The 13873-nt window shown below is 64.7% G+C and carries 14 protein-coding genes and 1 tRNA gene; 7 read left to right on the forward strand and 8 right to left on the reverse strand.

What is annotated here, in order from left to right:
* Window positions 1–68: 68 nt before the first annotated feature.
* A complete protein-coding gene (locus IVB07_RS16425; RefSeq protein WP_247362504.1) occupies window positions 69–935 on the forward strand; it encodes an isocitrate lyase/PEP mutase family protein in 867 nt (288 codons plus the stop codon).
* Window positions 932–1231, forward strand: coding sequence for an acylphosphatase (locus tag IVB07_RS16430; protein WP_007603158.1), 300 nt, complete (start codon window positions 932–934; stop codon window positions 1229–1231). The genes IVB07_RS16425 and IVB07_RS16430 overlap by 4 nt, the downstream gene beginning before the upstream one ends.
* An 8-nt stretch (window positions 1232–1239) precedes the next feature.
* Here the strand turns inward: IVB07_RS16430 and IVB07_RS16435 are convergent, their stop codons facing one another.
* Both IVB07_RS16435 and IVB07_RS16440 read right to left on the reverse strand, forming a co-directional pair.
* The gene (locus IVB07_RS16435; protein ID WP_085351344.1) at window positions 1240–2760 is read right to left on the reverse strand and encodes a PAS domain-containing sensor histidine kinase; all 1521 of its coding nucleotides are present in this window, start codon (window positions 2758–2760) and stop codon (window positions 1240–1242) included.
* Between the two features lie 147 nt (window positions 2761–2907).
* Complete coding sequence (locus IVB07_RS16440; RefSeq protein WP_247336146.1) at window positions 2908–3762, reverse strand: LysR substrate-binding domain-containing protein; 855 nt, start codon at window positions 3760–3762, stop codon at window positions 2908–2910.
* A 112-nt stretch (window positions 3763–3874) separates the two neighbouring features.
* Here IVB07_RS16440 and IVB07_RS16445 point away from each other — a divergent pair, with 112 nt between their 5' ends.
* Window positions 3875–4297: a 4-oxalocrotonate tautomerase family protein gene (locus tag IVB07_RS16445; RefSeq protein WP_018455230.1), complete on the forward strand. Its 423-nt coding sequence runs from the start codon at window positions 3875–3877 to the stop codon at window positions 4295–4297.
* 57 nt (window positions 4298–4354) lie between these two features.
* Here IVB07_RS16445 and IVB07_RS16450 read toward each other — a convergent pair whose 3' ends face one another.
* Both IVB07_RS16450 and lipB read right to left on the reverse strand, forming a co-directional pair.
* The gene (locus IVB07_RS16450) at window positions 4355–5068 is read right to left on the reverse strand and encodes a DNA helicase (RefSeq protein ID WP_018455229.1); all 714 of its coding nucleotides are present in this window, start codon (window positions 5066–5068) and stop codon (window positions 4355–4357) included.
* A gap of 184 nt (window positions 5069–5252) precedes the next feature.
* The gene (gene lipB, locus IVB07_RS16455) at window positions 5253–5990 is read right to left on the reverse strand and encodes a lipoyl(octanoyl) transferase LipB (protein ID WP_026232907.1); all 738 of its coding nucleotides are present in this window, start codon (window positions 5988–5990) and stop codon (window positions 5253–5255) included.
* Between the two features lie 79 nt (window positions 5991–6069).
* On the opposite strand from lipB, the gene IVB07_RS16460 reads away from it, so the two are divergent.
* Window positions 6070–6312 carry a FliM/FliN family flagellar motor switch protein gene (locus tag IVB07_RS16460; RefSeq protein WP_085351347.1) on the forward strand — a complete coding sequence of 81 codons (243 nt, stop codon included), beginning with the start codon at window positions 6070–6072 and terminating at the stop codon, window positions 6310–6312.
* Window positions 6313–6531: 219 nt separating this feature from the next.
* Window positions 6532–6616: transfer RNA gene (locus tag IVB07_RS16465), tRNA-Leu, on the forward strand.
* Between the two features lie 186 nt (window positions 6617–6802).
* Here the strand turns inward: IVB07_RS16465 and fdhD are convergent.
* Complete coding sequence (fdhD, locus tag IVB07_RS16470; RefSeq protein WP_083926388.1) at window positions 6803–7675, reverse strand: formate dehydrogenase accessory sulfurtransferase FdhD; 873 nt, start codon at window positions 7673–7675, stop codon at window positions 6803–6805.
* 117 nt (window positions 7676–7792) lie between these two features.
* Here fdhD and IVB07_RS16475 point away from each other — a divergent pair, with 117 nt between their 5' ends.
* Both IVB07_RS16475 and IVB07_RS16480 read left to right on the forward strand, forming a co-directional pair.
* Window positions 7793–10114: an FdhF/YdeP family oxidoreductase gene (locus IVB07_RS16475; protein WP_247767750.1), complete on the forward strand. Its 2322-nt coding sequence runs from the start codon at window positions 7793–7795 to the stop codon at window positions 10112–10114.
* A gap of 34 nt (window positions 10115–10148) precedes the next feature.
* A complete protein-coding gene (locus tag IVB07_RS16480) occupies window positions 10149–10757 on the forward strand; it encodes an isochorismatase family cysteine hydrolase (protein ID WP_018455224.1) in 609 nt (202 codons plus the stop codon).
* Window positions 10758–10769: 12 nt separating this feature from the next.
* On the opposite strand, the gene IVB07_RS16485 is transcribed toward IVB07_RS16480, so the two are convergent.
* The 3 genes from IVB07_RS16485 to IVB07_RS16495 all read right to left on the reverse strand — a co-directional run bounded on the left by IVB07_RS16485 (window position 10770) and on the right by IVB07_RS16495 (window position 13854).
* Window positions 10770–11930, reverse strand: coding sequence for a DUF305 domain-containing protein (locus IVB07_RS16485; RefSeq protein ID WP_247362511.1), 1161 nt, complete (start codon window positions 11928–11930; stop codon window positions 10770–10772).
* Window positions 11927–12106, reverse strand: a complete 180-nt coding sequence (locus IVB07_RS16490) for a CsbD family protein (RefSeq protein ID WP_085351350.1) — start codon at window positions 12104–12106, stop codon at window positions 11927–11929. Before IVB07_RS16490 ends, IVB07_RS16485 begins: the two co-directional genes overlap by 4 nt.
* Before the next feature lie 143 nt (window positions 12107–12249).
* On the reverse strand, window positions 12250–13854 hold the full coding sequence (locus tag IVB07_RS16495) for an alpha-amylase family glycosyl hydrolase (protein ID WP_085351351.1): 1605 nt from the start codon (window positions 13852–13854) through the stop codon (window positions 12250–12252).
* Between the last annotated feature and the right edge of the window lie 19 nt (window positions 13855–13873).

Raw genomic sequence — 13873 nt, forward strand, 5'->3', positions numbered from 1 at the left:
GGATTGCTTCGCTTCGCTCGCAATGACGGAGTATGCTGCGGCCTCCGTGACCTAACCGAGACATCACCATGGCCTTTCGTTCCCGCCGCGAAAAACTGCGATCGATCCTGTCGGGCGGGACGTGCGTCCATCCCGGCTCGGTCTACGACGCTATCTCGATCCGCATCGCCGAGGATCTCGGTTTCCCGCTCGGCATGTTCGGCGGCTCGGTGGCTTCGCTCGCGGTGCTCGGCGACCCCGACATCACGCTGATCACGCTCACGGAACTTGCCGAGCAGATGCGGCGGATGTCGCGTGCGGCAGCGCTTCCGGTGTTGGTCGATGCCGATCACGGCTATGGCAACGCGCTCAACGTGCGTCGCACGGTGCAGGAGCTGGAAACGGCGGGCGCCGCCGGCCTCACCATCGAGGACACGCTGCTGCCGGCTGGCTTCGGCGAAGCGAAGACGCAGCTGATCTCGCTTGAGGAGGGCGTCGGCAAGATGAAGGCGGCACTCGACGGCCGCGGCGACCCCTCGCTCGTCATCATTGGCCGCACCGGTGCGGCCTCGATCACCTCGATCGAGGATGCGATCCGCCGCGCCAGAGCTTATGAGGCTACCGGCGTCGACGCGCTGTTCTTCACCGGCATCAAGTCGCGCGCCGAGCTCGAGGCCATCGTGTCTGCGACGCGCCTGCCGATCGTGCTCGGCGGCGCGCCGGAGGAGTTGAACGTGCTCGAATACCTCGCTGGCCAGCGCGTGCGCATCGCGCTTCAGGGCCACGCGCCGATCGCGGCCGCAACGCAGGCCGTCTACGAGACGCAGAAGGCGCTACGCGACGGCACTGCGCCGAAGAATCTCAAAGGTCTCCCATCGTCGGACTTGACCAGCCGCGTCACGCGGGAGGCCGACGTCAAGGCGCGGAGCGCCGATGTCCTCGGACTGAAACAATGAGCCGGGCGATCCTCCAGGTCATGATCCGCGGCCGCGTGCAGGGGGTAGGCTACCGGGCCTGGCTCGAGTATCAGGCGACGACGTGCGGTCTCGAAGGCTGGGTCCGCAACCGCCGTGACGGCAGCGTCGAAGCGCTGTTCGCGGGGCCGCCGAAGCACGTCGCGGACATGGTTGCGCTGTGCCGCCACGGCCCGCCGTCCTCGCGCGTCGACAGCGTCACCAGCGAGACGGCCGACGTCGATGAACTGAACTTGCGCCGAGCAGGCGAGGCGTTTTCGGTGTTGCCGACGGTGTAGCTAAAGAATCACCGCGGCAGCTTGGCGATCGCTTCGCTCAATTCGTGGATCTCGTAGGGCTTGCGCAGGATCGGGAAATCGCCGCGCACGCCTGCGGCGACTTCGCTGTAGCCGGTGGCGAGCAGAATCGGCAGGCCGGGGCGGATCTGGCGGAGGTGATGGGCGAGGCTGAGCCCGTCCATCTTGCCGGGCATGACGATATCCGAGAACACGAAGTCGACGCCGTTCTTCTCGATCTCGCTCAAGGCGGCTTCGGCGTCCGCGACCCGGCGCACCTGATAGCCGAGCTGCTCCAGAAGGCCGATGCTGACGGCGGCGACGTCCGGATTGTCCTCGACCAGCAGCACCGTGCCGCTGCCTTGGAACGCCGGTTCTCCCGCCGCCTCACGCGATGGCTCGTCTTCTCCGCGCGGCAGCAGGATGGTGAAGGTCGTGCCCTTGCCGAGCGCGCTCGCGACCCGGACCGTGCCGCCGGCCTGATGGGCGAAGCCGTGCACCTGGGAGAGACCGAGGCCAGTGCCTTTTCCGATCGCCTTGGTCGTGAAGAACGGCTCGAAGATCTTGTCGAGAACGTCGGAGGGAATGCCGAGGCCGGTATCGGTGACGTCGATCGCGATGAATTCGCCCACGAGGGGGTCCTCGTCGAGCACGAGATTGCGCGCTGCGATCGTCACCGTGCCTCCGTCGGGCATCGCGTCGCGGGCATTGATGACAAGGTTGAGCAGCGCGGTCTCGAGCTCGGAAACGTCGGTCCTGATCGGCCAGACGTCGTCGCTGACGTCGAAAGCCAGGCGCACGGAGCTGCCGACGCCGGCATCGAGTACCTCGCGGATCGCCGCGATGCGGTCGGCGAAGTCGATCGCCTGCGGATTGACGCTCTGCCGCCGCGCGAAGGTGAGGAGCTGGTTGGTTAGCGCGGCGCCGCGCCTGGTAGCGGTTTCGATGGCCGAGATCGCGCGCTGAAGCTTGGCTTCGTCGTCGGCCCCTCGTTTCAGCATGTGGAGGCTGCCGCTGATGATCATCAGGAGGTTGTTGAAATCGTGGGCGACCCCGCCGGTGAGCTGGCCGAGCGCGTCGAATTTCTGGGATTCGGCGAGCTGCTTCTGCATCGCCTCGAGTTTGAGCTGGGTATTGCGCCGCTCGGTGATGTCGCGCGTGATCTTGGCGAAGCCGACCAGCTCGCCGGCCTCGTAGATCGGATCGATCACGACGCTGGCCCAGAAGAAGGTGCCGTCCTTGCGGACGCGCCAGCCTTCCTCCTCGTAGCGGCCCTTTTCCCGCGCGATGCCGAGCGCACGGGCGGGCTTGCCGTTGGCGCGGTCGGTCTCGGTGTAGAACCGGGAAAAGTGTTGGCCGAGGATCTCCCCGGGTGAATAGCCCTTGATGCGCTCGCCGCCAATGTTCCAGCTGGTGATTCTCCCGGTGGGATCCAGCATGTAGAGTGCGTAGTCCGCAACTCCTTCAACTAACAGGCGGAAACTGCGTTCGCTTTCGAACAAATCCCTCTGCTGACTAGACTTCTCGACCATTCCCGGACCCTGCCTCAACGGGGGCAAACGCAGTAGGTGGCGGATTGTTCCCGGAGGTTGGAACATTTTTAGGCAACATTGCGCGTCCGTATGCAGGACGCAAGCCAGCAGACGCTCGCCCGCATTCGAGCCGGAAAGCCGTGCGCGTCAGACCGCCGCCACGCTACGGAACGTCGCCGCCACCGCACGCAGCGCCGCCAGCTTTGCGGGATCGCTGACCTTCGAATGGAGCATCACCTTTGAGCTGCCGAGTTTCGGCAGCTTGTGGGCGGGGCCGACGTCGACCAGGCCTGCCGGCGCGATCCGTCGCGCCAGCGGCGCGATTGCAAGTCCGGCGAGCGCGGCTGCAACCACGGCGGTGACGCCGCCGCCGACGAAGCGCTCACGCCATTTCAGGCCGGCCTTGTCGAGCGCGCGCACAGCGATGGCGCGGACGCCGCAGGGCGGGGCGAGCGTCGCGAGCGGCAAAGGCTGCCCCTTTGGCACGGTGAAGCGTCGTGACGCGAACCAGCCGAATTCGTCCTCGGCCAGCGTCTCTCCGCCGCGCCGGCTGCCTTCCTGGCGCACGATCACCGCATCCAGTCGGCCCGCATCATAGGCCTCCTGCATCTCGCGCGAGAAGCCGATGATGACGGCAAGCGTGAGGTTCGACGACATCGCATGCAGGCGTTCGAGCAGGGGTACCAGCTCCGGCCCCGCAGCATGGTCGGAGATGCCGAGCGAGAGCGACTGCGCGACCGAGGCCTCGCCCGATAGCGCGCGGTCATGCGCCGCGATCAGCGCGCGGGCGCGCTCCAGGAACGTCGCGCCGTCTGCCGTGAGCCGGACCGCGCGCGGCGAGCGCTCGACGAGACGTTTTCCCAGCAGCGTCTCCAGCCGTTGCAGCTTGAGGCTGACAGCCGCCTGGGTCGTGCCGAGCGCTTCGGCGGTCCGCGTGAAACTCTGGAGGTCGGCGACCAGCAGGAAGGCCTGGACGGTGGCGATGTCGAGCGTTGCTATCATTACGATTTCTTATCACTGGTATCAACAGAGATAAGATACCAAGATGTCGAGGGCGGGTCTAGCTTCTCACCAACGCCGCGCAACATCTGCGCGACATCCGAGGAGAACGACCATGCCGCTGATCACCGTGTCCTACACCACCCCGCGCCAGTCGCCGCCGCTGAAGGCCGACATCGCGAGCGCCGTATCCGAGCTCACCGCAAAAATCCTGCACAAGGACCCTGAGGTCACGGCCATTATCGTGAAGTCGGTGGAGGCGAGCGACTGGTTCGCTGGCGGCAAGTCGCTCGCAGAGCAAAAGCTCGCGAGCTACTGGATCGACATTCACGTCAGCGAAGGCACCAACACCAAGGACGAGAAGGCCGCCTATCTCGCCGCGATGTTCCAGCGCATGGCCGGGATCCTGGGCCCGCTGCATCACGAGACCTATCTGCATGTCGACGAGGTCAAGGGCGACGCCTATGGCTTTGGCGGCCTGACCCAGGAGCGGCGCTACATCGCCGGCAAGCTCGAGGTTTCGCCGGAGAAGGCGTGAGGAGGGAGGCCGCGGGTGAATAACCGCACCCGCGGCCTGAACCGTTGCCAGGGATCGTCAGCTCGCTATGCGAAACTGAACTTCGTCCTTGTTCAGGAAACAGGTCTTGTCGAACAGCTTCAGGTCGAGCGGGTTCGGCAGCCTGACATCGTCCAGGTCAGGGCAGGGTTTGAGCGAGGAATCATAGGAACGGTCGATCTGCGAGATGAAGACGACGATCAATCCCTTGTCGTGCGCGAATGATTTCAACGCGCGCACCTGAACGGTGAGGTCGGGATTTTCCCGCCGCTGGTCCAGCAGCTGCAGATAGTCGATCACCACGACCGTGCCGCGCGGTGCTGCGGCCATCTGCTTGACGACGTAGTCGGCACTGATGGCGTCGGAGCAATCGACCTCGAAGAGTTTTTCGAACTCCGCCAGATCCACGCCGATCGCCCGAAAGCGATCCAGAACGTCTTTCTCGGTGTATTCGAGCGAGAAGAACGCGGCGCGGTGGCCCGACCGCATCGCCTCTACGGCAAGCCCGAGGCTCATCAGGGTCTTGCCCTGGCCGGGACGCGCGCCCACCAGCACCAGGTCACCCGGTTGGAATTGCGGGAAAAGCCGGTTGGCCGGCGTCGCTGTGGCCGCTTTCGCCGCGAGCAGGCTCCATGCGGAAAAGCCTTGCGTCGCAGCGACGCGGTCGAGCGCATCGTGCAGCGGGATGCCCACCTCGTGGGACAAGCGCTTCGCTTTTCGTTTCAGATGATAAATGGGTGCAGACAGTCTCATCGCAAAAACCTCCCATTGCAAGCTGAAGCGCAACCCCTCCTTATGCCTTGGCGCTCGAACAGTCGGTCCGATGATCAATTCGCCCGGCATGACATCTGCTTTCCCGGCGGAGGAGGGAGGCGTAGGCGACACCGGAATCGAGGGTAGCTGATTCCGGGTTTGCCGAGAATGAGGGAGACCGAAGTTAGGCCGCTGCTTCCGGCATCAGCGCCTGGGTCGGCCCGAACAGCTCCTCGAAGGCTTGCCGAAGCGCCACGTCGACATCGCTCATCGTCAGGAGCTGGCCGAGATCGACCAGCGAGGTGACGCCGTAGCGGGGATCGGCGACGCCGCAGGGCACGATGCCGGCGAAATGTGACAGCTCCGGCTCGACATTGATGGCAATGCCGTGAAACGAGACCCAGCGCTTCAGCCGGACGCCGATCGCGGCGATCTTGTCCTCGTGCTCGGGTCCCTTGTCGGGCCGCTTGACCCAGACGCCGACCCGGTCCTCGCGCCGCTCGCCACGGATGTTGAAGGCGGCGAGCGTTCGCAGAATCAGCTCCTCCAAGCTCGCGACATAGGCTCGGACATCCGGCCGGCGGCGCTTCAGGTCAAGCATGACATAGGCCACGCGCTGGCCGGGCCCGTGATAGGTGAGCTGGCCGCCGCGCCCGGTGGCAAAGGTCGGGAATCGGGCATCGAGCAGGTCGGTGGTCTTGCCCGAGGTGCCGGACGTGTAGAGCGGGGGGTGCTCCAGCAGCCAGACCAGCTCCGGGGCTGCACCGGCCGCGATCGCCGCGACGCGCGCCTCCATTTCGGCGACCGCCTCCGGATAGGGCACCGGCGCGTCCGAAATCCGCCATTCCACCGGCTCGCCGGTGGAAGCGGAAAACGGCGTCAAATCGAGCTCTTGGCGGGGGTGTTGGGGCGAATTAACCATTGGCTAACCATAACCAGGTGATGATCCCAGGAGCAAATACCAGTCCCTAGTCCTAGTCCCAAGTTGCGGTGGTGCTGAAGTGCCTACTCTCGACAAAGTCACCGTGGACCTCATGGTCGTCCTCGGGACGACGACCATGCCGATCCATCAGGTATTGCGTCTTTCCCGCGGCGCCATCATCGAGCTGGACGCAACCGAGGCCGACGAGGTCAAGGTTCTGGCCAATAATTTGCCGGTCGCCTCCGGGGTCGTGCTGGTCGACCGCAACCGCATCGCGGTCGAGGTCAAGCAGATGCTGCCACGTGTCCCGGGCACACGGTAGCGGCCCGGGCAGGCGTCGCGGCCCGGGCACGCGTCGCGGCCTGGGCACGCAGTAGCGGCCGGGCAGGCGGAAAAGGCCGATCCCGGCGCAAGGAGCCGGAACTTTCCTGCCAAGCTTGTGGAATTCAGGGCCTTTGGAGGCTTGTACCCCTCTGACGGATTTGTTAGATCGGCGCCGTTGATCCGGTTGGCCTTCAAGCCTCAAGCCGGCATTCCCAAAGCGCTCGTGGCGGAATTGGTAGACGCGCTGCCTTGAGGTGGCAGTGAGTAAAATCGTGGGGGTTCGAGTCCCTCCGAGCGCACCAAGCAAACAGACACGCGAAAGATTGTTTCGCGATTTTCGGTGCCCGCCCTGTTCGCGCTGCGGACCCTGGAACGGGGCCTCCCCAAGTCTTCGATGTTCGATCTCGCGGCCGAGGGTTCGCTCCCTCGGCGCGATCGGGCATGAAGTTGCCTAGCGAAGTTCGCTATGCCCTCACGTCCGGGTTCCCTTAGTTTGCCTGCGGTCGAGACTCCGGCTCGATCTGCGTGGCGGCGGGCTTAAACACCCTCGCCGGATGGCTGAAGATCTCGAATTCGTCGCCCCGCGCTATGCCGACAAGCGTGATCCCGCTGGCTTCGGCCGTTCGGACTGCGAGCGCGGTCGGTGCAGACATGGCAACGACGACGCCGGCGCCGATCGCGGCGGTTTTTTGCACCATCTCGACCGAAATCCGGCTGGTGAGAATGACGGCGCCAGCGCGGCCGGATGCTCCTTCCGTCGCGAGAGCGCCGGCAAGCTTGTCGAGGGCGTTGTGGCGCCCCACGTCCTCGCGCACCGTCATGGTCTTGCCGACTGGCTCGAAAAAACCCGCGGCGTGAGCGGCGCGTGTCTTGTAGTTGAGGATCTGTGACTCGCTGAGGGTTGCGACGGCCGTGCTGATCTGCTCCGCCGTGAGGTTCGCTGGCTGCTCGACGCACTGAACGATCCGCCCGGCTTCCCGCAAGCTGTCGATGCCGCACAGGCCGCAACCCGTCGGCCCGACCAGATGTCGCCGGCGCTCCTTCAGGCGGCGCCCGGCGTTCGTTCGCAGCCATAGCCGCAGTTCGATGCCGTCGCGACCGGGAACGACCGTGAGCTCCTCGATCTCGCCGATGTCCCCGATGATCCCTTCGGTCAGGCTGAATCCCACAGCAAGATCGGTCAGATCGGCGGGAGTTGCCATCACAACGGCGACGGTCGTTCCGTCGTAGACGAGTGCCACGGGACATTCCTCCGCCAGCATCCGCTCATCCCGCGTTCCGCTCGACGTCAGCCGGGGCATTCTCACGGATGCCGTGGGCATGGATGCGCGATCGTGTGCGCCGGATCGAGAGCCGTGCATGGGTGTTCGTCCTACGTCGATTCATCGACGCACGAACCGGAGCAAGGTTCCGAACGCTTGGAACTTGCCATCCCATCTCGGGTTTTGCGTGCAGGGCTTGCGATTGAAGGAAACGCCATGCGGCAAAAGGCAAAGGTCGAGAACTATGATGCGCCGGCAGGCGGCTGGGGCTCGCTCAAAGCCGTTGCCAGTATCCTGACACAGGAAGAGGTCGCCATTCTCGGCAGCGAGATCCTGCTCAAGCAGAACAAGCCGGACGGATTCATGTGCGTGAGCTGCTCCTGGGCCAAGCCGGCCAAGCCGCGTCCGTTCGAGTTCTGCGAAAACGGCGCCAAGGCGACCGCCTGGGAGATTACGCGCAAGACCGTGACACCGGAGTTCTTTGCGCAACATACGCTGGCTGAACTACGAACTTGGTCCGATCATCAGTTGGAGGAGCAGGGGCGCCTGACGACGCCGATGCGTTACGACAGGGCAAGCGACAAATATCTGCCGGTCGACTGGGAGGAGGCCTTTGCGGCTATCGGCGCCGAGCTGAACCGGCTCGATCCCCGTTCGGTCGTGATGTACACGTCTGGACGTGCCTCGCTCGAAACCAGCTACATGTACCAATTATTCGGCCGCATGTACGGCACCAACAATTTCCCCGACAGCTCGAACATGTGCCACGAAACCACGTCGGTGGCGCTGCCGGAGGTGATCGGAGTTCCGGTCGGGACCGTTCTGCTGGAGGATTTCGAGACTACCGGTTGCATCTTCTTCTTCGGCCACAACACGACCACCAATGCGCCGCGCATGCTGCATCCGCTCCAGGAGGCGGCGCAGCGCGGCGTGCCGATCATATCTTTCAATCCGCTGCGCGAGCGCGGCCTGGAGCGTTTCGTCAATCCGCAAAATCCGGTCCAGATGATCGCCGGCGGCACGCGCATCAGCTCGCAATATTATCAGGTGCGGGTCGGCGGTGATGCTGCGGCGATCGTCGGGATTTGCAAATGGGTGATCGAGGCGGACGACCTCGCGCGCAAGAATGAAGCTGCGCGCGTGGTGGATGTCGAATTCATCCAGCAGCACACGGCCGGCTTCGAGGAGTTCGCCGCATTCTGCCGTACACAGGATTGGGACGAGATCGAACGGGCCTCGGGGCTTTCGCGCGGTGCGCTGCGCGAAGCCGCGAACACCTATATGGAAGCCAAGGCTGTGATCGCCAATTACGGCATGGGCATCACCCAGCACAAGCACGGCGTCGAGACGAACAAGATGATCGTCAACCTGCTGCTGCTTCGCGGCAATATCGGCAAGCCGGGCGCGGGCATTTTGCCGATTCGGGGCCACTCCAACGTGCAGGGCCAGCGCACCGTCGGCATCTCCGAGAAGACCAAGCTGGTGCCGCTCGACAAGCTTGCGGAGCTTTACGGTTTCGAGCCGCCGCGGTGGGAGGGACTGTCCACCGTCGACGCCTGCCAGGGTATTCTGAAAGGCGACGTTCGCGGCTTCGTCGGCCTCGGCGGCAATTTCCTGCGCGCCGTTCCGGAGCGGTCCCTGATGGAGCCCGCCTGGTCCGGCCTGCGCCTGTCGGTGCAGATCGCGACCAAGCTCAACCGGACCCACCTCGTGCCGGGCGAGGGCACTTATCTGCTGCCGTGCCTCGGCCGGATCGAGATCGACCGGCAGGCCAGCGGCGCACAAGCGGTGTCGATGGAGGATTCCACCACCTGCATTCACGGATCGCGCGGCCAGCGCAAGCCGGTGGCCGACCATCTCCTGTCGGAGCCGGCGATCGTCGCCGCCCTGGCAAAGGCAACGTTGAAGCCCAACCCCAAGATCGATTGGGACGCCTGGGTCGCCGACTATTCGCGGGTTCGGGACGCCATCGAGCGCACCTATCCCGACCAGTTCAAGGACTTCAATGCGCGCATGTTCGAACCCGGCGGTTTTGCGCGGCCACTCGCGGCGCGCGAGCGGAAGTGGAAGACCCCGAACGGCAAGGCCAACTTCACCGTTCCGAAGTCGGCCTTCGCGCCGCCGCGCGAGACCGACGGCGTCTATGAGCTGATGACACTGCGCGCGGACGGGCAGTTCAATACGACGATCTACGCCGAAGGCGATCGCTTTCGCGGCATCGAGGGCGGCCGCTACGTCGTGTTCATGAATCCCGCCGACATGGAGGGAGACGGGTTGAAAGCAGGAGATACCGTCACGCTGGTGACGGAGGCGGGCGACGGTGTCGAACGCAGCCTGAGCGAACTCCAAATCGTCCCCTATGGCATCCCGCGCAGGAGCATTGCGGCTTATTATCCGGAGTGCAACGTGCTCATTCCGCTCTGGCATTACGCGGAGGGCAGCAAGGTCCCTGCGGCAAAATCCATTCCGGTGCGTCTGTTCAAGGACATCCTTCCAGAGATCGTCGAGGCCGGAGAGGCTCCGATCTCGGCGTCGTGAACGCCGTCGATCACGCCCACAGGAGTGAAGGACGATGAGAGACAGCGCGTCGGACGTGACCGACATCAGCGACGCCGTTCACTTGTGCATCGACATGCAGAACATCTTCGCTCCGGGTGGCCTTTGGGAGACGCCATGGATGGCGCGAGTGTTGCCGACGATCGCCTCGATCGTTTCGCGCCATCAGGCCAGAACGATCTTCACGCGATTCATCACGCCGGAAGATCCGGAAGATCGTCCCGGACAGTGGCAGCGCTATTTTCGTCGCTGGCGCGAAGCGACCCGCAAACATCTGCCGCCATCCGGCCTCGAACTCGTGCCGGCTCTGAGCCGCTTCGTTCCGCCGGCTGCCGTCATCGACAAGCCGGCCTACTCCGCGTTCAGCAATCCTGGCCTCGCGAGCCTGCTGATCGACAAGAACGTCGGCACGGTCGTCATCACCGGGGCGGAGACGGACGTCTGCGTGCTCTCGACGGTCCTGAGCGCCGTCGATCTCGGCTTCAGGGTCGTCATCGTCGAGGATGCGCTGTGCAGCTCGTCCGACGTCGGCCATGATGCGCTGATGACGATGTATCGCACCCGCTTTCACGGCCAGGTCGATCTGATGACCGCCGAGGAATTGGCGGAGTTCTGGCGCGAGTAGGGCACGACCCGCTCAATTGACATTGTCGCCGAGCATGTTGCGGAAGGCGGCGGCGACGGCGGCAATGCCGCTGGCGCCGTGCATCAGCGCGATCTCGCCCTGTTGCTCATGGCGGATGGCGTGGGCCATCACACGCAGGCGCAGATCGCCGCCGCTATGCCACATCTGGTTGGCCATCTTGACTGCGCCTGCGTGATGCTTGCTCATCGTTTCGACGAAAACCGTGTCGAATTGGTTCGCCGGCGCGGCCTTGACCTGCCGCATCTCGGCCTGTGTCAGGAAGCCCGGCATGGCGGCACGTTCGTCCGAGCTGCAATCGGGTATCTCGGTGTCGAACCAGCTCAGCCACCACGTCTCGAAAATCCGGTTCTCGCCGGTCTGGCTTGCGACCATCAGCATCGCCAGCTTTCGCAGATGCGGGTCCTGCGCGCGCTCCGCGGCGATCCGCGCCAGCGCGATGCCCTGGGCGTGATGCGCAGTCATGTGACGGATGTAAGTCTGGTCCGCGTCCCTGTCGCGGCCCGCCCACTGCGGCTCGTAACCATGGCTGCCGAACAAGGCAGCCGCGCCGAGCAGTGCGATCAAAGCCAGCGCGCCGGTGATCCAGGCATTGGTGAAGCGAACGTCGCGCGCGGGTGCTGCTCCCCCCGTCCAGCGCAGCCGGGCAAACAGGGGGTACATCACGGCCGAGGAGCCGTGGACGAGCAGGCCGATCCAGTAGGGCTGCTGCAGCGTGAACAGCGGTTGCCAAAACGGAAACAGGGGCACCAGCACGAACCATTCCATGCTTGACGAGAACACGGCCCAGGGCAGCGCGAGCAGCAGGATCGTGAGCGGCCGCAGGTCAGCGGTCCAGCGCCCGAGCACACCGAAGAACACCAGCGCCCAGGAGAAGTCCGCCCATTGGTGGAAGGCGATCCCGGCAAGGATCGCGCTCCACGACGGCTCTGCGCTAATCGCCCAATCGCGCGCGGGAATGGCGGCGACCGTCATCCAGTCGACCGCGGCATCGCGTCCGATGCGCGCGGCGAAGAGCTGGCTGACGATGGTCGAGAAGGTGCTGCTGATCAGGCCGAGTTCGGCAGCGGCGACCCAGCGCGAGCGTCGCCGTGAGGCGCCTTCATCACCGGTGCGAATTGACTTGGAAATGGCTGACGGCGCGGCAGCGTTCACGTCAGCTGATTGAGTTTCTTCAACGGATTGAGCTCGCTCGGCTTGCTCTGTTCGTCCCGGCCGCGCTCCGCTTGCTCCTTGCCTTCCTCATGGAGATTCTGATCGCCGACGATCTCGCCGACGGCCTGTTTCGCCTTGCCGGCGATCCGCTGACCGAGGCCCTTGGTCTTGCTCATGATCCGCCTCCTGGCTCACGCCGCCACCCCGGCGCTTGAAGGGGGTGAGCGCCGGGGCTGCGGTTTCGTCTATTCAGCCTCCGGCAGGGGGGACGTCGGAGGCGTTGATGAGACTCTCTGACGCGCGGATGGTTCCTCGGCCGTCACCGTGGCTCGAGTTCGATGATCACGCCTTCATTGCCGCGGAGCAGGATGGAGGCGTCCGGCAGCGGCTCGGACGGCAGGTCGAGATGCGTCGACATCAGCAGGCGGCCGCGACCTTGCCAATGCAATTTCCGCGGCTCGGCGGCAATGTTGAGCGCGACCAGAATTTCCTTGCCGCCATCCGTCCGCCTGTAGGCAAGAACGTCGTTCTGCGCGCGTAGGGGCTCGTAGCCGCCGTGGCGCAGGCACGCGCGCTCGCGCCGCAGTCGCATCAGCGCGCGAAACAGCGCCAGGATCGAACGTGGGTCGCGCTGCTGCGCGGCCACGTTGGCCGCGCCGTCGCGCGGCTCGAGCGGCAGCCATGGATCGCCGGTTGTAAAGCCGCCGTTGCTGCTGTCATCCCATCGCATCGGCGCGCGTTCGGGATCGCGGCAAAGGCCATACCCCGGCACGAGCTTCTCGAAGGGATCGTGGACGCGGTCGGGCGGAATGGGAACGCGCTTGCGGCCGATCTCGTCGCCCATGAAGAAGAAGGGCGTTCCCCGCAGCGTCATCAGCAGCATCGCCAGCACGCGCATTTGCGGCTCGCCGATTTGGCTCGCGATCCGTTGCTTGTCGTGACCACCGATCACCCAGACCGGCCATGCATGATCCGGGATGGCGTTGAAATACGCGTCGATCGTTGCTTGCAGGGACAGCGCGTCCCATTGCGAGTCCAGCAGTGCGAAATTGAGGGGCAGATGCAGGCGCGGTCGGTCGTTGCCGTAGAAGTGGCCGATGCGGTCGGTCTTGCCTTGGACTTCACCGCACAACATCCGCCCTGGATAGCCGTCGATCACCTCGCGAATGAATTCGATGCAATCCATCGTCTCCGGCCGGTCGTCGGTAAAGACGGGCGTTTGGCGCTGCGGCGGCGGCTTGCCTTTCGCTTGCGGGTTATGCGGATTGTCGCGCAGCAGCGCGTCCTTGATCAGGACCGCGCTGGCATCGACGCGAAAGCCGTCGACGCCGCGATCGAGCCAGAAGCGCATGACGTCGGCGATCGCGGCGCGCAGTTGCGGGTTGCGCCAGTTCAGATCGGGCTGCTCGACCAGAAAGGAGTGATAGTAATATTGCCGCCGCGCCTCGCACCATTCCCAGCCGCTGCCGCCGAAGCGGCTCAGCCAGTTGTTGGGCGGGCCGCCGTTCTCGGCTGCGTCGGCCCAGATGTACCAATCGGCCTTCGCGCTGTTCCGTGAGCTGCTGCTCTCGATGAACCATGCGTGATCGTTCGCGGTATGATTGGGCACGAGATCGAGGATCACGCGGATATCCGCCGCGTGCAGGGCCTTGAGCAGGCGGTCGAACGCCTCGAGGCTGCCGAACGCAGGATCGATCGAGCAGTAGTCGGAGATGTCGTAGCCGAGGTCGCGAAACGGGCTCTTGTAGACCGGCGTCAGCCACACCGCGTCGACGCCGAGCCATTTCAGATAGTCGATGCGGGATGTCAGGCCGGCGAGATCACCCTTGCCGTCGCCGTCCGAGTCCTGGAACGAGATCAGTGCGATTTCGTAGATGACGGCGGATTCCCACCACGCACCTTCGTTACGGGACGCTTCGCTCATTGTCTTGCATCACCTCGTC

Origin of the sequence: Bradyrhizobium sp. 172 (genome assembly GCF_023101065.1) — a bacterium.
Taxonomy (GTDB): Bacteria; Pseudomonadota; Alphaproteobacteria; order Rhizobiales; family Xanthobacteraceae; genus Bradyrhizobium; species Bradyrhizobium canariense_D.